We start from the raw sequence: 20,932 nt of genomic DNA, 5'->3' as shown, positions 1-20,932 counted from the left end.
CGACGATGAACACGTCCGTCGCTGATCCCGCCGCGCCCTTCGACCTCACCGTGCGGGGCGGCCGCATCTCCACCGCCACCGAGACCTTCACCGCCGACATCGGCGTGCGCGGCGGCGTCATCGCCGCCATCGCGCCCGGTCTGCCGGCGGGACTGCGCGACATCGACGCGACCGGCCGCTGGGTGCTTCCCGGCGGCATCGACAGCCACTGCCACGTCGAACAGCTCTCGGGCATGGGCGTGATGTGCGCGGACGACTTCCACTCGGCCACCGTGTCGGCCGCGTTCGGCGGCACCACCACCATCATTCCCTTCGCGGCGCAGCACCGCGGCATGGCGATTCCGAAGGTCTTGGCCGACTACGCGGCACTCGCGCGCGAGAAGGCCGTCATCGACTACGGCTTTCACCTGATCCTCGCGAACCCCGACGATCGGGCGCTGAAGCAGGACCTGCCGCAGGCCATCCGCGACGGCATCACATCGCTCAAGGTCTACATGACCTACGACCGCCTGAAGCTCGACGACTACCAGCTGCTGGACGTGCTGGAGCTCGCGGGCGAGGAGGGCGCGCTGGTGATGATCCATGCCGAGAACCACGACATGATCCGCTGGATCGCGCGCCGCCTTCTCGATGCCGGCCGTGTCGCGCCCAGGTACCACCGCGTGGCGCACGACCCGCTGGCCGAGACCGAGGCCACGCAGCGCGCGATCGCGCTGTCGCGGCTCATCGACGTGCCCGCGCTGATCGTGCACGTGGCCGGCGCCGAAACGGTGCAGGTGCTGCGCGACGCACGCGCGCTGGGCGCCAGCGTGCATGCGGAGAGCTGCCCGCAGTACCTCTTTCTCACGGCCGACGACCTCGACAAGCCCGGGCTCGAGGGCGCCAAGTTCTGCTGCTCGCCGCCGCCGCGCGACGCGGCTTCGCAGCAGGCAGTGTGGGACGGCTTCAAGGACGGCACGCTGTCCGTGTATTCGTCCGACCACGCGCCCTACCGTTACGACCAGAGCGGCAAGCTGCCGCATGGCGATGCGACCACCTTCAAGGACATGGCCAACGGCGTGCCCGGCATCGAGCTGCGCATGCCGCTGCTGTTCTCAGAGGGGGTGATGGGCGGCCGCATCACGATCGAGGAATTCGTCGCGCTCACCGCCACCAACCACGCTCGCCTCTACGGTCTGCTGCCGCGCAAGGGAACCATCGCGGTCGGCGCCGACGCCGACATCGCGCTGTGGAACCCCGGGCGCGAGGTGCAGGTGAGCACCGCGATGCTGCACGACAACGTGGGCTACACGCCCTATGAAGGCCGCACCGTGCGCGGCTGGCCGGAGGTGGTCGTGAGCCGTGGCCGCGTGATCGTCGAGGACGGCCGGATGCACGCCGAACGCGGATCGGGCCAGTACCTTCCGCGCGGCACGCCCGAGCCGCTGGCCGCGCACGCGCGCCGAGCCGCCGATGGCACCCCCAGCCCATTTTTCAAGCGCCTCAAAGGCATGCAGAAAGACCCTGAATGAGTTCGACATCGCGTCACTTCGGCCTCGCCGTCGCCCAGCTCGGGCCGGTTCATCTCGCGGACAGCCGCGCTTGCGTCGTCGCCCGCCTTGTCGCCATGATGCGCGAGGCGCACAGCCGCGGCGCGCGCATGGTGGTGTTTCCCGAGCTTGCGCTCACCACCTTCTTTCCGCGCTACTGGCTACCCGACGCGGAGGTCACCGAGCGTTTCTTCGAGCCCTCCATGCCGAGCGCCGAGACGCAGCCGCTCTTCGACCTCGCGCGCGAGCTGCGCATCGGCTTCTATCTGGGCTACGCTGAGCTCACGGAGGACGGCCGGCGCTTCAACACCGCCGTACTGGTGGACGACCAGGCGAACATCGTCGGCCGCTACCGCAAGATCCATCTGCCCGGCCATTCGGACCACAAGCCCGAGGCGCCGTTCCAGCACCTGGAGAAGAAGTACTTCGAGGTTGGCAATGAGGGCTTCAAGGTCTGGAAGACGCTCGGCACGCGGATCGGCATGTGCATCTGCAACGACCGGCGCTGGCCCGAGACCTTCCGCGTGATGGGCCTGCAAAGCGCCGAGCTCGCCGTGCTGGGCTACAACACGCCGAGCTGGAACATCCACTGGAGCGAGCCGCCGCACCTGCGCATGTCCAGCCACCTGCTGTCGCTGCAGGCCGCGGCCTACCAGAACGCGATGTGGGTCGCGGCTTCGGCCAAGTGCGGGGCCGAAGACGGCTTCCACATGATCGGCGGCTCCGCCATCGTCGCGCCCAGCGGGGAGATCGTCGCGCAAGCGCAGGGCGAGGAAGACGAGGTGCTCGTCGTCAACGCCGACCTCGCGCTGAGCGACAACTTCCGCGAGCACGTCTTCAATTTCGCCAAGCACCGGCGGCCCGAGCACTACGGGCTGATCGTCGAGCGCACCGGCGCCGGCGAGCCGCTGGGCGGGCCACCCCTTTCCACTTCAACTTCATCTCTCCAGGAGTAGCCACCATGAGCGAACTGAACCGCGTTGTCGCGATCCGCATGCTGGGGGCAGCGCTTGCCGGCGCCGCCGTGTTTTCCGCCACGGCGCAAACAGGCGCGCCGCTCAAGACCGGCGTGGACGCGACCTTCGCGCCGCACGCGATGGTCAAGCTCGGCGGCGGCCTGCAGGGCTTCAACATCGAGCTCGGCGAGGAGCTGGCGAAGCGCGAAGGCCGCAAGCTCGAGATCGAAGGCACCGAGTTCTCCGGCCTCGTGCCCGGACTGAACGCGAAGAAGTACGACTTCATCCTCGCGCCCGTTACCGTCACGCCCGAACGGGCCAAGGCCATGCTCTTCACTGAAGGTTACCTGGATACCGACTACACCTTCGTCATCAAGAAGGGCACGGCGCCCATCGCCGCGCTGGAGGAGCTCAAGGGCAAGACCATCGCCGTCAACAAGGGCTCGGCCTACGAGAACTGGGCCAAGGACAACGCGCAGAAGTACGGCTTCAGCTTCGACGTGTACGGCACCAACGCAGATGCGGTGCAGGCCGTGCAGTCCGGCCGCGCTTTCGCCAACCTCGCGGGCAACACCGTGGCCGGCTGGGCCGCCAAGCAGAACCCGGCCGTGCAGACCAGCTACACCGTGAAGACCGGCCTGGTCTGGGCGCTGGCTTTCCGTGCCGACGACAAGGCCGGGCGCGATGCCGCATCGATGGCGCTCAAATGTATGAAGCAGGACGGTACCGTCGCGCGCCTCGCCGAAAAGTGGTTCGGCGCCAAGCCCGACGCCGGCACCACCGCCGTCAAGATCGCGCCGGGCCACGGCGTGCCGGGCCTCGACGGCTACGACGCGACCCCGGTCACGCTCAAGTGCGCGTGATGCGGAGGAAGACCGGCCCGTGAGCGCACCGATCCTCGAAATCGTCGGTCTGCACAAGGCCTACGGCGACACGCCGGTGTTGCGTGGCATCGACCTGCGGGTGCGCCAGGGCGAGCTGGTCTGCGTCATCGGCCCCTCAGGCTCGGGCAAGAGCACCATGCTGCGCTGCTGCAACCGGCTCGAAGAGCCGAGCGCGGGGCAGATCGTCGTAGAAGGCGTGGACATCACCCGCGCGGACGTCGATCTGAACCGCGTGCGCCAGCGCATCGGCATGGTGTTCCAGCAGTTCAATCTTTATCCGCACCTGGATGCGCTGGGCAACGTGATGCTCGCGCTGCGGCGGGTGCAGGGGCATTCGAAGGACGAAGCGCGGCGCCGCGCGCGCTCGGCGCTGGAGCGCGTGGGCCTCGCCGACAAGGCGGCCTCGCTGCCCGCCGAGCTGTCGGGCGGCCAGCAGCAACGCGTGGGCATCGCGCGCGCGATCGCGCTCGAACCGGGCGTGATGCTTTTCGACGAACCCACCAGCGCGCTCGACCCCGAGCTCGTCGGCAGCGTGCTGACCGTGATGCGCGATCTGCGCGAGGCCGGCATGTCGATGCTGGTGGTCACGCACGAGATGGCCTTCGCGCGCGCCGCGGCCGACCGCGTGGTCTTCATGGACGCCGGCGTGGTGGTGGAAGAAGGTCCGGCCGCGCAGGTCTTCGAGCGCCCGGCGCACGAGCGCACGCGCGCCTTCTTGTCGCGGCACCACGCGCCGGGCTGAGCCGCCATGGAGTGGTTCGACCGGCTGGTCTTCACCTTTTTCAACGCTGACGTCGCGGCGCGCTACCTGCCCGACATCGTCAAGGGCATGGGTGTGACGGTGGTGCTCGGCCTCTGCGTTGTCGCGACCGGCCTCGTGCTGGGCCTGCTGCTCGCCGTGCTGCGCACGCTGCACCGGCCGTGGCTGACGCTGCCCATCGTGGCCTTCGCCGACATCCTGCGCGCGCTGCCGCCGCTGGTGGTGATCATCGTGCTGTTCTTCGCCTTTCCGTACATCGAGCTGTCCATGTCGTCGTTCACCGCCACATGGATCGCGCTGTCGCTGGTGCTCGCGGCCTATGCGGAGGAAAGCATCTGGGGTGGTCTTCTGGCGCTGCCGCGCGGCCAGTCGGAAGCGGCGCGTTCCACGGGCATGTCGTGGTGGCGGACCATCCGCTTCGTGCTGCTGCCGCAGGCATTGCGCATCGCGGTGCCCGCGCTCACCAACCGCGTGATCTCCATCACCAAGAACACGGCGCTCGGCTCCGTGGTGGCACTGAATGAAGTGCTGAACAACGCCCAATCCGCAAGCAGCAATGCAGGCAATCCGACACCGCTGACGCTGGGCGCCGCCGCCTACCTGATCATCTTTTTGCCGGTGGTGCTCGGCGCGCGCTGGCTCGAAACGCGCTGGCGCTGGAAGCGTTGAACAAGCATGGACGCCATCCTCCAGAACTTCTTCAACCTCGCGGTATATCGCGATGTCTTCGGCTTCCTGCTGCGCGGGCTGTGGACCACGGTGTGGCTGTCGCTGCTGGTGATCCCTATCGGCGCGGCCTCGGGTCTCGTCATCGCCGTGGCCGCAACGCAGACGCGCCGCCGCTGGGTGCGCTTTCTGCTGGCGGCGTACGTCGATTTCTTCCGCGCCTTTCCGCCGCTGGTGCTGCTGATCTTCATCTACTACGGCGTGCCCTTCCTGGGCATCGACCTGCCCAAGCTGATGGCGGTGGCGATCGGCTTCATGCTCAACAACTCCAGCTACTACGCCGAGGTGTTCCGCGCCGGCATCGAGAGCGTGCCGGGCGGCCAGGCGGAGGCTGCGCGCTCCACCGGGCTTACGCGCATGCAGGCGCTGCGGCACGTTGTCATTCCGCAGGCCACGCGCAACGTGCTGCCGGACCTGGTGGGCAACAGCATCGAAGTGGTGAAGCTCACCACCATCGCCAGCGTGGTCGCGATCCCCGAGCTGCTGCGCGTGGCACGCGATGCGCAGTCGCTGGTGTACAACCCTTCCCCGATCGTGCTGGCGGCGCTGATGTACCTGGCGCTCCTGTGGCCGCTGGTGCGTTGGCTGAGCCGCCTGGAGCATCGGCATATCCGGGCGCGTTGAGACACGCCTGGACATGCGGACGCGGAACGTTCGGTCCGCAAGGAGTCACAGCTGACCTTCGAGATCGAAGCGGTCGCGTGTCCGCACGTATAGCGTGGAGCCGAAGCGGCCGACTGGAAGGTATTGGTCCAGGCGGACGTGGTGATTTTTCATGTCGATCAGCCCCTCCCGAGCATGCAGCCAGACGACGCGTCCGATAAAGATGTGCCTGCTCTCGGTTTCCATGGTTTCGTGGAGGAAGCATTCAAAGGCGACAGGCGCTGCAACGATCCGGGGTGGACGGACCGCATTCGAGTCGATCACCTCGAATCCGATGGCCTCCACTTCGCTGACGTGCGATGGCATCGGCGCCCCGCAGTCGTGCATTCCCTTGGCCATCGCCTCATCGGCGATATGGACGACGAACTCCCCGTTGGCAAGGGTATTCGCGGCCGTGTCCTTGAGAGAGCCATCCGGGCCTTTGCTGACGCTGATGAGGATGAGCGGCGGCTCCTCGCCGATCATGTTGAACAGGCTGAAAGGCGCTGCGTTCACGAGGCCCTGAGCATTGACCGTCGTCACGAGCGCGATGGGCCGCGGCACGATGAGACTCGACATCAGCTTGTAGCGCTGGTGGGCGGAAAGAGTACCGAAATCGACTTCCATACGTCACTCGTGGGAGACCTCAGGACGCCGGACTCTAAAGCCAGAAGGCGCCGGCGAAGGGCCTCGAAGAAAAGAAATACCGTCCGCGCATGCACGCAGGGCCCCTTCGGATCGGCACCTCATCGTAACGTCCCTCGGAGTGCTTGGTCTTGATGCTGGCGGCGCAAAGTTGATGTCGGGTTCCACCAGCATGACCTTCTTGGATAGAGCAAACGTCCAAGACGTTGTTGTCCGGGGCCTTGATGAAAAAGTCCGCCGTGTCATCGGACATGGTCAGGCGAACACTACATCCCGTAGGCCTGAACATGTCGGAGGAGGGGCGATGCATGGGGAGTCTTGAGGGGTGAGCAAGCGGTGGCCGCATCGAGATACCCGCCGAAGGGCGAGCACCCGCGGGCCATCGAGAACATCGACGACATCCTCGCGGTCGAGGGCCTCGACGGCGTAATCGCGGCACCCCTGGACCTCCCCGCAAACATGGGCTTCGTCGGACAGCCTTCGCATCCGCAAGTTCAAGAAGCGATGGAACACGTACGTCGCCGGATCCTTGCCCGGGGCTTTCCTATCGTCGCTTTCGCGGTAACGCCCGACCGGGGACGGGTCGCGATCGCGGAGGGTGCCAGCATGCTCTTCGTCGGCTTCGACACGATGAAGGGCCCCCATTGCCGGCGCGTCGACTGTGCTTCGTAGGCGAGGTAGGTCGACGGTCAATGAGTGCACCTTGGTAATCGAGAAGCGATCGGCAAGACTCAGGTGATGGCCAGGACGACGTTGCCGATCACGTCGCCCTGTTCCAGCAATTCATGGGCTTGCGCGGTTCGCTCTAGCGGCAGAACCTGCCCAATGGTGTGCCGCAGTCGGTTTTCCTCGAGCAGCCGCCCAAGCTCCATCACGCATTCCTGTCGGTCGTGTGCCGGGATGTCGTAGATCATGAAGAACTGCAGGCCTATGCTCTTCTGCATGAGGGCGACGCTGGGCAGGAGCGCCTCCAACCCCGAGGTGCCGTAGACGACGACGCGGGCGCCCGGCCGCAGGATCCGCGGATAGGCCGTTGCGTTGTTGGTGAGATCGACCTCGAGCACGACATCGACGCCCGCGCCTCCGGTGATCGCCTGCACGCGCTCGCCGACATCGTCTTCGCGGTAGTTGATGACGTGGTCGGCGCCGGCATTCGCCGCGTGCTCCGCCTTCCGCGCGGAGCTGACGGTGGTGATGACCTCGGCGCCGCGGAGCTTGGCCAGCTGGATCGCATAGTGGCCGACGGAACCAGCTCCGCCAGGGATCAGCGCGCGCATCCCGGCCGCACACTGCGCCAGCCGCACGGCCTGCATGGCGGTAAAGGCTGGAATGCCGAGGCATGCGCCCTCCGCGAAGCCCAGGTGCGCCGGTAGCGGCACCGCTTGCGCGGAGGGCAGCGCGATGTACTCCGCCGCCGTCCCGAAGGCTCGCTGCCATTGGGCATTCCAGGTCCACACGCGTTCCCCGATGCGCGCAGCCGGCACGCCTTCACCTACGGCTTCGACAACGCCAGCACCGTCGCTGTGCGGGATGATCAACGGTGCGAACAACTGGCGGTTTCCGCCGCCACGACGCGTCTTCCAGTCCGAGGGATTGACACCGGACGTGTGCAGCCGCACGAGCACCTCGCCGGGGCCTGGCGCGGGCTTTGGCTGGTCTCCGACACGAATCACTTCGGCGGCAGGACCTTGCCGCGTGTAGAAGGCTGCGTGCATTTCTTCCTTGTAATCAAGTTGCGTTGCCGGTCGAAGCCACCACACCGCGTCGCTTGAGCTCGGCGATCTGCTCGCGCGTCAAGCCGATCTCCGCCAGCACCGCGTCGGTATCCTGGCCGATGCCGGGTGCGTTGCGCTGGTGCCCCCCCGGCGTGCGCGAGAGCTTGGGCACGACGCCGGGAACCAGCAGTGATGCGCCGTCGTCGGTGGTGATGGGCTGCAGCATTCCGCGCGCCTGGTAGTGAGGATCGGCCGCGATATCGGCCACGGTGTAGATCTTGCCGGCAGGAACCGAGGCTTGGTCGAGCGTGGCCAGCACCTCGGCCACGCTGCGCTGCGCGGTCCAGGCGCCGATCGCAGCGTCGAGTTCGGCCACGCGCGCAAAGCGGCCGGCGTTGTCGGCCAGTTGCGGATCGGCAGCCAGGTCCGCCCGATCGATGACGGCCATCAGCCGGCGGAAGATGCTGTCGCCGTTGCCGGCGATCAGCGCGTAGCCACCATCGCGGCAGAGGTAGGCGTTGCTAGGCGCGATGCCGGGCAGGGCGCTGCTCGCTGCGCCGCGCACGGCGGCGAACGCGCTGTATTCGGGCAGCAGGCTTTCCATGCAGTTGAACACCGCCTCGTAAAGTGCGACGTCGATCACCTGGCCTCGGCCCGAATGCTGCCGCTCCTGCAGCGCCATCAGGATGCCGATCACGCCATGCAGCGCAGCCAGCGTGTCGCCCAGCGAGATGCCGACGCGTACCGGCACCCGGCCCGGCTCTGCGGTAAGGTGGCGCAAGCCGCCCATGGCTTCCGCAACGACGCCGAAGCCGGGTCGGTCGCGGTATGGGCCGGTCTGGCCATAGCCGCTCACGCGCAGCATCACCAGGCGCGGGTTGATTTCCAGCAGCGCCTCGGGCCCCAGGCCCCAGCCCTCCATGGCGCCGGGGCGGAAGTTCTCGATCAGCACGTCCGATTCGGCAGCCAGCCTGCGCACAATGGCCTGCGCCTCGCGGTCCTTCAGGTCCAGCGCGACGGAGCGCTTGTTGCGCGATTGAACCTGCCACCAGACCGAGGTGCCGTCCTTGAGCAGCCGCCACTTGCGCAGCGGGTCGCCCGTACCCGGAGGCTCGATCTTGATCACGTCAGCGCCGAAATCGGCCAGTGTCTTGGCGGCGAAGGGGCCGGCGATCAGCTGGCCCATCTCGAGGACTTTCAGGCCGGCCAGCGGCCCCGTGGGGCTCATTCGGTAACCTCCGCGCTATGCGCTGCGGTGCTATTCGACTTGGGAGCGGCCCGGCGTCTCATGCCGGAACGATGCGCATCGGCAGCTTGTCGAGGGTGCGCATCTGGTTGATCGCACGGTAGGTGGCGGGCGCCGTCAGCTCCATGCTGACAACGCGGCGGGCGAGGGCGCCGATCAGCGCCTCCGACTCCTGGCGGGCCAGCATCTGGCCGATGCAGGCGTGGATGCCGCTGCCCAAGGCCACGTGATTGCCGGCGAGGGCAGGACGGTCCACGTCGAAGCGGTCCGCTTCGGCGAACTGTCGCGGGTCGCGATTGGCGGCGCCCATGAACACGCCGATCTTGGTGTCGGCATCCAGCCGCACGCCCGACAGCTCGGTTGCACCGCGCGTGGTGCGGTAGGTCACCTGGAACGGGGTCTCGTGGCGGATGCCTTCCTCGAAGGCGGCCTTCACCTTGGCCGGCTCGCTGCGCACGCGCTGCCACTGCGCCGGGTTCTTCGCCAGCTGGTGCAGCGTGAAGCCGATGCCGGCGATGGTCGAATCGGTGCCACCGCCCACGAAGCTGCGCACCACGTTGGAGGCGATGCCCTCGTCGAGTTCGCCGGCGTCCTCTGCGCGGAACAACAGTTCGGCAATCGAGTCGGGCATCACGCCCTGGCGCGACACGCTTTCCTCGAACCACGCCAGGTAGGGCTGGGCGGCCTCGATCGCGCGCTCGTACAACGCATTCCGGGGGCCGCTCTGGTTGAAGCGCATCTCACCGATGGCCAGCGTCTCGGTGCGTGGCAGACGCACGCCGACGGCCGCCGGGAAGGCTTCGAGGATGAAGCGCTCGGCGCAATCTTCCACCCCGTCGAACTCGCGCTGCTCCAGCAACTGTTCCACGAGCGCCTCGGCCTTGCGATCGAAGCCTTCCTTCCACTTGCGGATCACCAGTGGCGACAGCAGCCGCGTCACCACCGTGCGGATCTTGGTGTGGTCCGGCGGATCGGCCTCCAGCAGCCGGCTGGGGATGCGGAAGTCGCCCGGTTTGCGGATGTCCTGAATGCCAATGCCACCGGCATTGGTGAAACGCGCGTGGTCGGACAACACTGTCTTGGCTTCGGCATGGCGGCCCACGGCATAGACGCCGTGTGGCTTGATGAAGGCCACCGGCCCAGCCTCGCGCAGCGCCTCATGGAACGGGTAGGGATCGCGCAGCACCTCGATCGAATAGGGATCGATGTCCAGCACGGGCGCTTCACGAAGGGCGTTGGCTTCGGCGGCGGTAGTCATGCACAGGTTCCTTGCTTGGGGATGCGGAGAATTTAGGGTGTGGTCGTTCGAGCGTCTGTCCCCTTTTCCGGGGACGACCTTGTTGGCATTCCAGCGAATGCGACATCCTTGTCACTCGCGACGGGGACAGACGTCTTTCCTGCTCCTTGATTTACTTGCGCCACCAAATCCCGATCCCACGACTCCAGGAGACAACATGCGCGCTTCCCTCCTTGCCCTGCTGGCCGGCACGACCCTTGCGGTCGCCGTGCCGGCGCAGGCCCAGAAGAACTATGGTCCCGGCGCCAGCGACACCGAGATCAAGCTGGGCCAGACGGTCGCCTACAGCGGCCCCGGTTCCGCCTATTCGATGGTGGGCCGCATGTCGGTGGCCTACTTCAAGATGCTCAACGAGACGAAGGGCGGCATCAACGGGCGCAAGATCAACCTGCTGTCGGTGGATGATGCCTACAGCCCGCCGAAGACGGTGGAAGTGACGCGCAAGCTGGTCGAGTCCGACCAGGTGATGGCCATGGTGAACTCCATGGGCACCGCGGCACAGACTTCCGTGCAGAAGTACCTGAACTCGAAGCGGGTGCCGCAGCTGCTGTTCTACGCGTCCAGTCCCGGCCTGCACGATTCCAAGGCCACGCCCTGGACGGTGCCGTTCTCCTTTGCCTACGACATCGAGGGATCGATATATGGCAAGTACATGGTCGAGGCCAGGCCCGACGCGAAGATCGGCGTGCTGTACCAGAACGACGATGTGGGCAAGTCGTACATCCGCGGGTTCCGCAAGGCGCTTGGCGCCAAGCAAAGCAACATCGTCAAGGAGGTCAGCCAGGAGATGAGCGACCCCACCGTGGACTCGCAGATCCTGCAGCTGCAGGCCTCGGGCGCAGACACGCTGGTGGTGTTCACCTCCAACAAGGCGCAGGCGCAGGCGATCAAGAAGGTCGCCGCCATCGGCTGGAAGCCGTTCTACATCGTGCCCTATGTGTCCAGCTCGATCACTGGCGTGCTGACGCCGGCCGGTCTGGACAACTCGGTGGGCCTGGTGTCCAGCTACTGGTTCAAGACGCCTTCGGACCCGACCTGGTCCGACGACAAGGCAATGCAGGACTACCTGGCTTTCTTCAAGAAGTACCTGCCCAACGACGATCCGGGCGACACCACCTCGGTCTACACCTACATGGGGGCGCAACTGACGGCGCTGGCACTGGAGCGCTGCGGCGACAACCTGACGCGCGAGAACCTGCTGAAGCAGATCCAGGGCCTGAAGGACGTGGAGCTGGGCATGCTGCTGCCTGGCATGAAGATCAACTTCCGCCAGGACGACTACTACCCGATCCGCCAGGCGCGCCTCGCCAAGTTCGACGGCAAGTCGTGGAAGCCGATGACGGAACTGATCACGATCGATCGCTGATCCACGCTCCAGTCAAGAGGCCGCGTCAGCGGCCTCTTTGTCATGTGCGCCCAGCATGGGCGCACTCCTGCGGGTGCAAGTCCCGCCGTAAGTTGATCACGACGAACGAAGCGAAGCGCAACTGCAAGAGGGTGACCGATTGTGGGAAGGAAGCGTGGAGCGTAAATCATGAGCCGATGAACAAGAACCAGATAGGAGGCGCTGTCGAGCGGGGCGAGCGGGCATGAATCCGCGAAGCTCTCGTGATCAAGGCTCAGGCGGCGTAAATCTGGCGGTTGTGTGATGAAGGAGTGCGTTCTTACCTGGGGAGATCTCGCCTCGTGCCTGAAAGGGCGACGGGCTTGCCCGGAGCGAGAAGTCAGCAGAGGCCGTAGTAGTCGGGTGATCCGGCGAAGGGCCGAACGAGAAGGACAGTGAGGAGGCATGACGAGCGCAAGTGCAAGGCATCAGAAGTCCGCGCAAGCGGAGCGACCGACGCGAGGGCGGGGTGAAGCCGCGTGCGAGCGTGGGCGTGATGAAGCACGGGGGTCGCGGCATGGCCAAGCGCACTGGGGGCCAGAGGACCTGCTGGGGCAGGCACTGGCACAGCACAACATGGCCGCGGCGTGGAAACGCGTCAAAGCCAACAAGGGGAGCGCCGGCGTCGATGGACGCACGGTGCAGCAAACGGGGGAAGACCTGAGGACCCAATGGCCCGACATCCGGCGCAACTTGCTCGACGGCACCTACCGGCCCAGTCCGGTGCGCCGAGTGGGCATACGCCAAGCCGGGCGGCGGGACACGGGAGCTGGGGATACCCACCGTGGTGGACAGGCTGATCCAACAGGCCCTGTTGCAGGTGCTGCAGCCGCTCATCGATCCGACCTTCAGCGAGCACAGCTATGGCTTCAGGCCGGGGCGCAGCGCGCATCAGGCGGTTCAAGCGGCCAAGCAGTACGTGGAGCAAGGCAGGCGTGTGGTGGTGGACGTGGACTTGGAGAAATTCTTTGACCGCGTGAATCACGACATCCTGATGGATCGGTTGGCGAGGCGAATCGCCGACAAGGCGGTGCTGCGGTTGATCCGCCACTACCTGAACGCCGGCATCATGGCGAACGGGGTCATGCAGATGCGAGTGGAAGGTACGCCGCAAGGCGGGCCGCTGTCGCCGCTGCTGGCCAACGTGCTGCTCGACGAGGTGGACCGCGAACTCGAACGCAGGGGGCACAAGTTCGTGCGCTACGCGGACGACTGCAACGTCTACGTCAAGAGCGAACGTGCCGGGCAACGGGTGCTGGAGGGGCTGCGGGCCTGCTATGCCAAGCTGCGGCTGAAGGTCAATGAGACCAAGACAGCGGTGGCGGAAGTATGGGGGCGCAAGTTCCTGGGCTACTGCCTGTGGGCTGCGCCGCAACAGCAGGTGAAACTGGCTGTGGCCGGGGAGGTGGTGCAACGCTACAAGCAGCGCATCCGCCAGATGACCCGGCGTCAGACGGGGCGCAGCATGAGCCAGATCGCGCAAGACCTGCAGGCGTTCCTGCCGGGTTGGAAGGCGTACTTCCGGCTGGCGCAAACGCCCAAGGTCTGGCGTCGACTGGACGCATGGACGCGCCATCGCCTGCGTGCCATCCAGCTGAAGTTCTGGCGTCGGGGCCCGACCATTTACCGTGAACTGCGCGCCTTGGGCGTCAGCCGCGATGTGGCAACCCCGATCGCTGGGAACGCTCGCCGCTGGTGGCACAACAGCGCCCTCGGGCTGAACCGGATCCTCACCATCGCACACTTCGACCGTCTTGGAGTTCCCCGCCTATGCTGACCTCAACTTCTCGAACCGCCCGGTGCGGACCCGCATGCCGGGTGGTGTGGGAGGGGTCCGGTCTTTGTTGTCCGGCCCCTATCCCGATTCCACACGCCGAAGGCTCCCCATGATCGACCTCCACTACGTTCCGAGGGGCAACAACCTGAAGATCGGCATCGCGCTGGAGGAGCTGGGCCTGCGGTATCGCCTGGTGCGGCACGACATGTTCGGCGGCTCGTAGACCCGGACGATTTTCCGGCGCTGGCGCAGTGGATCGCACGCATCGAACAGCGGCCTGCCATCGCCGCAGCCCGCACGGCCATCTTCGACGGCGACCGCGCCAAGTACTTGCAGGCGCGCGCCAAGCTCACGCCGCAGGAGTGGTCTACGCTGTTCGGCGACCAGCTGCTGGCGGCAGCGCGCGCGGACTGATGCGCCGCCCATATAACGGGCGGGCCGCACGGAATTTCATGCAATCGCCTGCGCCTCGCGAAAGCCCTCCAGCACCGCGTCGTCCACTTCGCGCGGCGCCACGCAGTCGCCGATGCGGCGCACCGGCAGGCCACGCGCCTTCAGCTGGTGATAGAGCGAGTCATCGCTGGTGCGCAGCATGGACAACACGACGGTGTCGGCGGCCAGCGTCTCGGCCGGGCCACCCAGCGTGCTGCGCAGGATCGCCTTGCCGGCCTCGATGCGCTCGACCGATGTGGAGGTGCGCAGCGCGACGCCGGCTTGCACCACCCGCGGCATGAGCCACGGCCAGTCCAGCGTGGCTTCGAGCTTGCGGCCGAGCATGCCATCGGCAGTGACGACGGTCACCTCGCGGTCCGCGGCTGCCAGGAGCCGTGCCAGCCCCAGCGGCAGGTAGTCGCCGTTGTCGTCGACTATCAGGACGCGCCGGCCGCAAACCGACAGGCTGTCGAGTGCGCTGAGCGCGTCGACCACGTGCGGCAACTCCGCCCCCGGGATTGCATCGCGGTCAGTGCGGAACATCGAGAAGCCGCTGGTCTGCCAGCTGGCGCCCGTTGCCACGATCACTTCGTCGGCGGCCAACGCTGCCACCGAATCAGCCGTGGCTTCCTTGTTCAGGACAACTTCGACACGTCGCCGGCGCACCGAGGCCTCCAGGTCGTCGACCAGGAAGTTCCACGAGGCGTAGTCCGGAAGCAGGCCGGCCTTGCGGATCTGGCCCCCGAGCTGGCTGCTGCGCTCCCACAGCGTGACCTGGTGCCCGCGCTGCGCCGCGGTGTCGGCGAACTTGAGCCCGCCGGGACCACCGCCGATCACCAGCACCTTCTTCGCCGAGGCGGCGGGCCTCGCCACCGCCACGCCGAACTGCAGCTCGCGCCCCGCCGCCGGATTCACCGTGCAGCTCACGTTCTGCCCGAGCCTGCGCCAGCAGCCCTGATTGGCACCGACGCAGCGGCGAGTTTCATCGAGGCGGCCTTCCCGTGCCTTCTTCACCATCTCGGGATCGGCAATGTGCGCACGCACGAGGCCGACCATGTCCGACTGTCCGCACTGCACGATTTCGGCCGCCTTCTCGAGATCGCGCACCGAACCCTGGATCAACAGCGGGATGCGGCCGCCGAGCGCCTCGCGCACACGCGCTGCATTGGCGGCGAGCGGCGCCGTCTCTCCACTGGACTGCGGCGGCACCAGCTTGTGGTTCTGGTGGTAGTCGGTGTGCGACAGGCACACGTAATCGAACAGCCGCGCCTGCTCCAGCAACTGGAGCACGCGAATGGTTTCATGAGGCGTGGTCCCGACGTCGCCCAGGTACTCGTCGAGGCTCAGCTTGATGCCGACCACGAAATCACTGCCGCAACGCCGGCGCACCGCCTTCCCGATCTCCAGCGCAAGCCGCGTGCGCCGCTCGGTGTCGCCGCCCCAGGCGTCGTTGCGCCGATTCCAGTAGGGCGACAGGAAGTTGCTCAGCAGGTAGCCGTGCGAACCATGGATCTCCACGCCATCGCCGCCACCTGCCTTGACATTGGCGCAGGTGGCTGTGAATCCTTCGATCACCTCGCGGATGTCCTCTTCCTCCATCGGCTTGGGGCTAGCCCGATGCACCGGTGAAGGGATCTGCGAAGGCGCCATGACCGCGCCCCACAAGCCGATGTCGTCGGTGCGCCGGGTGCCGCTCGCGCCCATGTGCGTGATCTGCACGAACACCGGCACGCCTTGCTGCTTGCTCGGCGTCACGAACTTGTGGACCGCATCGGCCCAGGCCGGCTCCCAGGGCGAGACGCCGGCGCGGGCGCTGGCCGGGTGCACGTGGAAGCCGTGCGTGACGATCAACCCCACGCCGCCGCGCGCGCGCTCGGCCAGGTAGGCGCCGTATTCCGCCGGCGGCAGGCTCACCTGGTGCGCCGGCAGGTAGATCCGGTTGCGGGCCTGCACGTGGCCAATGCCGATCGGGTTCCAGAGGGCGTCGAGCTGCTGCATCTTCACGCCCGCGTCAGGAGAAGCACATGCCGCCGTTGACGTCCAGGACGGCGCCCGTGGTGAAGCTGGCGCCGCGCGAAGCCAGGAAGGCGGCCGGCCAGCCGATCTCGTCCGGCTGGCCCAGGCGCTTCATCGGGTACTGGTCCACGGTGAAGGGCTGGTTGGCCGAGACCAGCAGCGGCGTGAGGATCGGTCCCGGGGCGACGCCGTTGACAACCACGCCGGAAGCCGCGGCCTGGCGCGCGAAGTAGCGCACCAGCGCCGACAAGCCGCCCTTGGATGCTGCGTAGGCGGGCTCCACCGCGAGCGTCGAGCCGGCATTGCGCGCGGCCATCGAACTGGTGAGCACAATGCGGCCGCTGCCGCGCTTCATCATCGCGGGCAGCACGGCGCGCACCAGGTTGAGCGGGCCTTTGACGTTGATGGCCATGGTGCGCTCGAAGAGCTGTTCCCACTCGTCGCCGCCGTCCAGCCAGTCGCCCTTGACGTAATAGCCACTGGTGTCGATCAGCGCGTCGATCTGGCCGATATCCTCGACCAGCGCGTTGACGTCCTCGCGCTTCGTGTTGTCCAGCGCGGCGGCGCGGGCCTTCAGCTCGCTGGCCAGCTCGGTGGGCGCCTTCAGGTCGGCGATGAACAGCTCGGCGCCCAGTGCGGCGCACACGCGTGCCGTGGCGCCACCGATGGCGCCGCCGGCGCCGGTGATCAGGATGCGCTCGCCGCGCAGGTCGAACAGGTTTTTCATGGTGGTTCCTTCGAGAGAGTTATTCGGGTTGGCCGTAGGCGCCGGCTTCCATCAGCGCGCGCGATCCCAGGTCGGCGCCATTCCAGCGCGTGAAGAAGCCGGCGGAGCTGCCGCCGTCGACGGTCATGACCGAGCCGGTGACGTAGCTGGCAGCGTCCGATAGCAGGAAGAGGGTGGGGCCCGCCTGCTCCTGCGGCCGGCACAGGCGGCCTAGCGGGTTGCGGTCCACCATCGCGTGCTGCAGGTGGTCTGGGGGGATGTTGGCCTTCAACAGCGGCGTGTCGACCACGCCGGGAGCCACCGCGTTGACGCGCACGCCGAAGCGGCCCCATTCGATGGCCAGCGCGCGGGTCAGGCCGATCACGCCATGCTTGGAGGCGCTGTAGTGCGCGCGTCCCGCATGGCCGCCCAGGCCGTCGATCGAGGCGATGGTCACGATCGCGCCGTGCTTGCGTTCCACCATGCGCCTGCCCACCGGCTGCACCGAGCGGAACATGCCAGTGAGGTTGACGTCCAGGCAGCGGGTCCAGATCTCGTCCGGCATCAGATGGGCGGCCGAGGGCGGCGAGATGCCGGCGCAGGCCACCATGCCGTCGATCGGGCCGAGCGTCTGTTCGACACGGGCGACGGTCGCCTCGCACGCTGCGGGATCGCGCACGTCCAGCGTCTCGGCCACCGCCTTGACTCCGAGGTCGCGCAGCTCGATGGCAACCTGTTCGGCCCGTTCCACCACCGCATCGACCACCGCCACCTTCGCGCCGCCGCGCGCGGCCTCGATGCCGATCGCGCGGCCGATGCCACTGCCGCCGCCGGTGATGAAGATGACGCGGCCCTGCAATCCGTAGTCCATCACGCCACCTCCGCAAGTTGTTTCTGTTCGGCCCGGGTGCGACCCTTGGCCATGTGGCGCGCCGCGATGTAGCCGAAGGTCATGGCAGGGCCGATGCTGCTTCCGCCGCCGGGGTAGCGGCCGCGCATCATCGAGTTCATGTCCAGGCCGGCGGCGTAGAGGCCGGGGATGGGCTGCCCCTGCGCGTTCAGCACCTGGGCGCGTCCGTTGGTGTCGAGTCCGCCCACCGTGCTCAGGTCGCCCGGATAGAGCGCGACCGCATAGTACGGACCGATGCCCACGGGGGCGACGGCGGGGTTCGGCTGATGCGTCTGGTCGCCGCGGAATCTGGAATGGGCGTCCACGCCCTTGCCGAACTCCGGGTCTTCGCCGCGCCGCGCCGCTTCGTTGAAGCGCTGCACCGTCGCTTCGAGCTGGACAGCGTCGACGGCGATCTTGTGCGCCAGCTCCGCCAGCGTCGCCGCCTCCACCAGGTAGCCGGCATCGACGAAGGGCTGCGGGTTGAAGGGTTGCGGGCGCGCCAGGCCAAGGCCGTAGCTGCGGACGAATTCGCGGTCGGCGATCAGGTGCACCTTGGTCAAGCCGCGCTCGTGCATGGTGCGCACGAAGGTCTGGTAGGACGTGCCCTCGTTGACGAAGCGACGGCCTTGCGGGTCCACCGCGATACAGCCTGGCATCGCGCGGTCGATGAAGATGTGCGGGTACTTGACGACGCTGCCGTCCGCTTTGCGCAGCAGCGACACCGGCGTCCAGATGCAGTCGCCCGCATGCGCGGGGTCGTGCACCGCACCCGCTGAAAGGCCCAGATGGATGCCGTCGCCGACATTGCCTTCCGGCTGCAGAGAGTGATGGTGCTCGGCGAACGGGATGTACGTGGCGCGCATCTTCTCGTTGGCGCCATAGCCGCCGGTTGCCAGCAGGACGCCTCGGCGCGCTTTGATGGCGATGCGGTGGAAATCGCGCTGCACCACAACGCCGCGCACGGCGCCTTCTTCGACGATCAACTCCAGCGCGGGGGTGTTTTTCCACAGCGTGACGCCCGCGCGGATCGCCGAGTAGAACAGCCGCGCCGCCAGCGCATTGCCGTTCACCAGCCGGGTGCCGCGGCCGTGGCGCACCTTGTCGATGACGAAGCGGCGCATCACCTTGGCGGTGTGCCTGAAGCCGGCCCAGGTCTTCAACGCATGGCGCATGGGATGGATGTCGGCGCCTTCGACTTGCATGCTGCCGAACAGCATCAGCTGCGGCAGCGGCATCCTCAGGTCCGCCAGTCGATCGCCGAGCAGGCGGCCGTCGAACTCCGGCGTCAGCAGGGAGCGGCAGCGTGCGGCGCCGGGCAGATCGCTTTCGTAATCGGGCAGGGGGAAGGGCTTGAAGCGCACGTCCGAATGGCGCTCCATGAACTCCAGCATCGGAGCGGCGTTGTCCAGATAGCTGCTGACCAGGTCTTCGTCGAAGGCCTCGCCCAGCACGGCACGCAGGTAGGTTTCGGCCGCGGCGCGGCTGTCGTCCAGGCCGATCTGCTTCATCACGTGGTTGCAGGGGATCCAGGGCGCACCGCCCGAATAGGCAGTAGTGCCGCCGAACAGCTCGGTCTTTTCCACCACCAGCGCTTCGAGGCCAAGCTCGCGTGCGGTGATGGCGGCCGTGAGGCCGGCGGCGCCGCTGCCGATGACCACGACGTCAGTTTCGATCATGGGAATGCCTTTTCGGGAGAGTGCGCCGAATGTGACAGCGGCTTTCGCGGGCGTCTGTCCCCATGGCAAGGTACACGCAGGGCAGTACCACCGGCAGGGGACAGACGCACTTGCTGCGGGCACGAATACTCCTCCCATGTCTTCCACCTCCAATGCCCTGCTGCGGGTGAGCGACCTTTCAGTCCGCTTCGGCGGCATCGTCGCGCTCGACGGCATTTCGTTCGACGTGCGCCGCGGCGAGATCTGTGGCGTGATCGGTCCCAACGGCGCCGGCAAGACGACGCTCTTCAACTGCCTGAGCCGTCTGTACACGCCCGCGACCGGCACCATCACCTTCGACGGCGCCGACCTGCTGGCGAAACCGCAGCATGAGATCGCCGCCGCCGGCATCGGCCGGACCTTCCAGAACGTGGCGCTGTTCCCGGCGATGACTGTGCGCGAGAACGTGATGGTCGGCCGCCACTGCCGCACGGGGACCGGCTACCTGGCCAACGCGTTCCGCCTGTCTGCGGTGCGGCGCGAGGAGGCCGAGGTGCGCGAATGCACCGACCGCCTGCTGGCCCTGCTACACCTCGATGACATGGCCGAGACGCCGGTCAAATACCTGTCCTTCGGTACTCGCAAGCGTGTCGAGATGGCGCGTGCGCTGGTGGCCGATCCGAAGCTGCTGCTGCTGGATGAGCCGGCCGCCGGTTTGAACCACGAGGAAGTCGACGGACTGCGCCAACTGATCTCGGACGTGCGCGATCGCTTCCAGGTCACCGTGCTGCTGGTGGAGCATCACCTCAACCTGGTGATGCGCGTCTCCGACCAGGTGGTGGCGATGAACTTCGGCCGCAAGATCGCCGACGGCCCGCCGGCGCAAGTGCAGGCGGACCCGGAGGTGGTGCGCGCCTATCTCGGAACGGAGACCGCCTGATGGCCACCCTGCTGGAAGCGAAGAACATCGAGGCCTTCTACGGCCCCACCCGCGTACTCAAGGACATCAGCTTCGAGGTGGCCGAAGGCGGCATTACCACCATCCTCGGCGCCAACGGCGCGGGCAAGACCAGCACACTGCGCGCGCTCAGCGGCCTGGTGCGGCGCACCGGCGAGATCCGCTTTGCCGGCCAGCGCATCGATGGCTACACCACCGAGAAGATCGCCGCGCTCGGCATCGCCCACGTGCCCGACGGCCGCGGCACGCTGGTCAACATGACGGTGGAGGAGAACCTGCGCGTCGGCGCGTACCTGCGCCGCAGCAAGCAGGAGGTGGAAGAGGGCATGGAACGCATGTTCGGCTACTTCCCCCGCCTGCGCGAGCGCCGCCAGCAGCAAGCCGGCACGCTTTCCGGCGGCGAGCAGCAGATGTTGGCCATCAGCCGGGCGCTGATGCAGCGGCCCAAACTGCTGCTGATGGACGAGCCCTCGTTCGGCCTGGCGCCGCTGATCATCCGAGAGATCTTCGACATCATGCGCGTCATCAACAAGCAGGAGGGCGTGAGCATCCTGCTGGTGGAGCAGAACGTTGCGCGCGCGCTCGATCTGGCCGACCACGCCTGGCTGCTGGAAACCGGAAGCACCGTGATGTCCGGCACTGCCAAGGAGCTGCGCGACAACGAGCAGATCCGCCGCTCCTACCTCGGTTTCTAACTAGCAAGGACGCACCC

Annotated in this window: 18 protein-coding genes and 1 pseudogene; 11 read left to right on the top strand and 8 right to left on the bottom strand. The window is 67.1% G+C overall.

Translation table 11 applies throughout. The features are described 5' to 3' along the window. Positions 1 to 5: 5 nt before the first annotated feature. From hydA to ACSQ86_RS16445, 6 genes are read left to right on the top strand one after another with little or no spacing between them, the layout of a single operon-like run. Positions 6 to 1,511, top strand: coding sequence for a dihydropyrimidinase (gene hydA / locus ACSQ86_RS16470; protein ID WP_436309177.1), 1,506 nt, complete (start codon positions 6 to 8; stop codon positions 1,509 to 1,511). Continuing rightward, positions 1,508 to 2,485: an N-carbamoyl-D-amino-acid hydrolase gene (locus ACSQ86_RS16465; protein ID WP_436309176.1), complete on the top strand. Its 978-nt coding sequence runs from the start codon at positions 1,508 to 1,510 to the stop codon at positions 2,483 to 2,485. The genes hydA and ACSQ86_RS16465 overlap by 4 nt, the downstream gene beginning before the upstream one ends. A gap of 38 nt (positions 2,486 to 2,523) precedes the next feature. Beyond that, complete coding sequence (locus ACSQ86_RS16460) at positions 2,524 to 3,348, top strand: transporter substrate-binding domain-containing protein (RefSeq protein WP_436310274.1); 825 nt, start codon at positions 2,524 to 2,526, stop codon at positions 3,346 to 3,348. Between the two features lie 19 nt (positions 3,349 to 3,367). Further along, the gene (locus ACSQ86_RS16455; RefSeq protein WP_436309175.1) at positions 3,368 to 4,111 is read left to right on the top strand and encodes an amino acid ABC transporter ATP-binding protein; all 744 of its coding nucleotides are present in this window, start codon (positions 3,368 to 3,370) and stop codon (positions 4,109 to 4,111) included. Positions 4,112 to 4,117: 6 nt separating this feature from the next. Beyond that, positions 4,118 to 4,798, top strand: coding sequence for an amino acid ABC transporter permease (locus ACSQ86_RS16450; protein ID WP_436309174.1), 681 nt, complete (start codon positions 4,118 to 4,120; stop codon positions 4,796 to 4,798). Positions 4,799 to 4,804: 6 nt separating this feature from the next. Then, positions 4,805 to 5,479, top strand: a complete 675-nt coding sequence (locus ACSQ86_RS16445) for an amino acid ABC transporter permease (protein WP_436309173.1) — start codon at positions 4,805 to 4,807, stop codon at positions 5,477 to 5,479. A gap of 45 nt (positions 5,480 to 5,524) precedes the next feature. Here the strand turns inward: ACSQ86_RS16445 and ACSQ86_RS16440 are convergent, their stop codons facing one another. Then, positions 5,525 to 6,124, bottom strand: a complete 600-nt coding sequence (locus tag ACSQ86_RS16440) for a flavin reductase family protein (RefSeq protein WP_436309172.1) — start codon at positions 6,122 to 6,124, stop codon at positions 5,525 to 5,527. A gap of 354 nt (positions 6,125 to 6,478) precedes the next feature. Here ACSQ86_RS16440 and ACSQ86_RS16435 point away from each other — a divergent pair, with 354 nt between their 5' ends. Further along, on the top strand, positions 6,479 to 6,814 hold the full coding sequence (locus ACSQ86_RS16435; protein ID WP_436309171.1) for an aldolase/citrate lyase family protein: 336 nt from the start codon (positions 6,479 to 6,481) through the stop codon (positions 6,812 to 6,814). A 59-nt stretch (positions 6,815 to 6,873) separates the two neighbouring features. Here the strand turns inward: ACSQ86_RS16435 and ACSQ86_RS16430 are convergent, their stop codons facing one another. Genes ACSQ86_RS16430 through ACSQ86_RS16420 form a run of 3 tightly spaced genes read right to left on the bottom strand, consistent with a single transcriptional unit; the run spans position 6,874 to position 10,361 of the window. After that, positions 6,874 to 7,857: an NADPH:quinone reductase gene (locus tag ACSQ86_RS16430; protein WP_436309170.1), complete on the bottom strand. Its 984-nt coding sequence runs from the start codon at positions 7,855 to 7,857 to the stop codon at positions 6,874 to 6,876. Positions 7,858 to 7,870: 13 nt separating this feature from the next. After that, positions 7,871 to 9,085, bottom strand: a complete 1,215-nt coding sequence (locus ACSQ86_RS16425) for a CaiB/BaiF CoA transferase family protein (RefSeq protein WP_436309169.1) — start codon at positions 9,083 to 9,085, stop codon at positions 7,871 to 7,873. Between the two features lie 58 nt (positions 9,086 to 9,143). Then, positions 9,144 to 10,361 (bottom strand): cytochrome P450, encoded by a 1,218-nt coding sequence (locus tag ACSQ86_RS16420; protein WP_436309168.1) that lies wholly within the window; start codon positions 10,359 to 10,361, stop codon positions 9,144 to 9,146. Between the two features lie 196 nt (positions 10,362 to 10,557). On the opposite strand from ACSQ86_RS16420, the gene ACSQ86_RS16415 reads away from it, so the two are divergent. Further along, complete coding sequence (locus tag ACSQ86_RS16415) at positions 10,558 to 11,766, top strand: ABC transporter substrate-binding protein (protein ID WP_214683248.1); 1,209 nt, start codon at positions 10,558 to 10,560, stop codon at positions 11,764 to 11,766. A gap of 423 nt (positions 11,767 to 12,189) precedes the next feature. After that, positions 12,190 to 13,561: pseudogene (gene ltrA, locus ACSQ86_RS16410) on the top strand (group II intron reverse transcriptase/maturase). 450 nt (positions 13,562 to 14,011) lie between these two features. Here the strand turns inward: ltrA and ACSQ86_RS16405 are convergent. The 4 genes from ACSQ86_RS16405 to ACSQ86_RS16390 are packed head-to-tail and all read right to left on the bottom strand — an operon-like array spanning position 14,012 to position 19,283. After that, positions 14,012 to 15,991, bottom strand: coding sequence for an FAD-dependent oxidoreductase (locus ACSQ86_RS16405; protein WP_436310273.1), 1,980 nt, complete (start codon positions 15,989 to 15,991; stop codon positions 14,012 to 14,014). Positions 15,992 to 16,004: 13 nt separating this feature from the next. Further along, positions 16,005 to 16,736, bottom strand: coding sequence for an SDR family NAD(P)-dependent oxidoreductase (locus ACSQ86_RS16400; RefSeq protein WP_436309167.1), 732 nt, complete (start codon positions 16,734 to 16,736; stop codon positions 16,005 to 16,007). A 19-nt stretch (positions 16,737 to 16,755) separates the two neighbouring features. Continuing rightward, positions 16,756 to 17,586, bottom strand: a complete 831-nt coding sequence (locus tag ACSQ86_RS16395) for an SDR family NAD(P)-dependent oxidoreductase (RefSeq protein ID WP_436309166.1) — start codon at positions 17,584 to 17,586, stop codon at positions 16,756 to 16,758. Further along, positions 17,586 to 19,283, bottom strand: a complete 1,698-nt coding sequence (locus tag ACSQ86_RS16390) for an FAD-binding protein (protein ID WP_436309165.1) — start codon at positions 19,281 to 19,283, stop codon at positions 17,586 to 17,588. The genes ACSQ86_RS16395 and ACSQ86_RS16390 overlap by 1 nt, the downstream gene beginning before the upstream one ends. 136 nt (positions 19,284 to 19,419) lie before the next feature. Between ACSQ86_RS16390 and ACSQ86_RS16385 the strand changes: the two genes are divergently transcribed. Next, positions 19,420 to 20,202 carry an ABC transporter ATP-binding protein gene (locus tag ACSQ86_RS16385; RefSeq protein ID WP_436309164.1) on the top strand — a complete coding sequence of 261 codons (783 nt, stop codon included), beginning with the start codon at positions 19,420 to 19,422 and terminating at the stop codon, positions 20,200 to 20,202. Beyond that, entirely contained in the window at positions 20,202 to 20,915 is a 714-nt protein-coding gene (locus tag ACSQ86_RS16380; RefSeq protein WP_436309163.1) for an ABC transporter ATP-binding protein, read from the top strand. The genes ACSQ86_RS16385 and ACSQ86_RS16380 overlap by 1 nt, the downstream gene beginning before the upstream one ends. Positions 20,916 to 20,932: the final 17 nt, after the last annotated feature.

This window comes from Variovorax sp. LjRoot130, assembly GCF_964253755.1.
Taxonomy (GTDB): domain Bacteria; phylum Pseudomonadota; class Gammaproteobacteria; order Burkholderiales; family Burkholderiaceae_C; genus Variovorax.
The sequence above is the reverse complement of the archived record's forward strand: the minus strand, read 5'-3'. Positions and strand labels throughout refer to the sequence as shown.

Coding starts and splice junctions, on each gene's coding strand:
- ACSQ86_RS16440 (WP_436309172.1), bottom strand. CDS start 6,124: ATGGAAGTCGATTTCGGTACTCTTTCCGCCCACCAGCGCTACAAGCTG.
- ACSQ86_RS16380 (WP_436309163.1), top strand. CDS start 20,202: ATGGCCACCCTGCTGGAAGCGAAGAACATCGAGGCCTTCTACGGCCCC.
- ACSQ86_RS16425 (WP_436309169.1), bottom strand. CDS start 9,085: ATGAGCCCCACGGGGCCGCTGGCCGGCCTGAAAGTCCTCGAGATGGGC.
- ACSQ86_RS16385 (WP_436309164.1), top strand. CDS start 19,420: ATGTCTTCCACCTCCAATGCCCTGCTGCGGGTGAGCGACCTTTCAGTC.
- ACSQ86_RS16400 (WP_436309167.1), bottom strand. CDS start 16,736: ATGAAAAACCTGTTCGACCTGCGCGGCGAGCGCATCCTGATCACCGGC.
- ACSQ86_RS16395 (WP_436309166.1), bottom strand. CDS start 17,586: ATGGACTACGGATTGCAGGGCCGCGTCATCTTCATCACCGGCGGCGGC.
- ACSQ86_RS16430 (WP_436309170.1), bottom strand. CDS start 7,857: ATGCACGCAGCCTTCTACACGCGGCAAGGTCCTGCCGCCGAAGTGATT.
- ACSQ86_RS16460 (WP_436310274.1), top strand. CDS start 2,524: ATGCTGGGGGCAGCGCTTGCCGGCGCCGCCGTGTTTTCCGCCACGGCG.
- ACSQ86_RS16415 (WP_214683248.1), top strand. CDS start 10,558: ATGCGCGCTTCCCTCCTTGCCCTGCTGGCCGGCACGACCCTTGCGGTC.
- ACSQ86_RS16390 (WP_436309165.1), bottom strand. CDS start 19,283: ATGATCGAAACTGACGTCGTGGTCATCGGCAGCGGCGCCGCCGGCCTC.
- ACSQ86_RS16405 (WP_436310273.1), bottom strand. CDS start 15,991: ATGCAGCAGCTCGACGCCCTCTGGAACCCGATCGGCATTGGCCACGTG.
- hydA (WP_436309177.1), top strand. CDS start 6: ATGAACACGTCCGTCGCTGATCCCGCCGCGCCCTTCGACCTCACCGTG.
- ACSQ86_RS16445 (WP_436309173.1), top strand. CDS start 4,805: ATGGACGCCATCCTCCAGAACTTCTTCAACCTCGCGGTATATCGCGAT.
- ACSQ86_RS16465 (WP_436309176.1), top strand. CDS start 1,508: ATGAGTTCGACATCGCGTCACTTCGGCCTCGCCGTCGCCCAGCTCGGG.
- ACSQ86_RS16420 (WP_436309168.1), bottom strand. CDS start 10,361: ATGACTACCGCCGCCGAAGCCAACGCCCTTCGTGAAGCGCCCGTGCTG.
- ACSQ86_RS16450 (WP_436309174.1), top strand. CDS start 4,118: ATGGAGTGGTTCGACCGGCTGGTCTTCACCTTTTTCAACGCTGACGTC.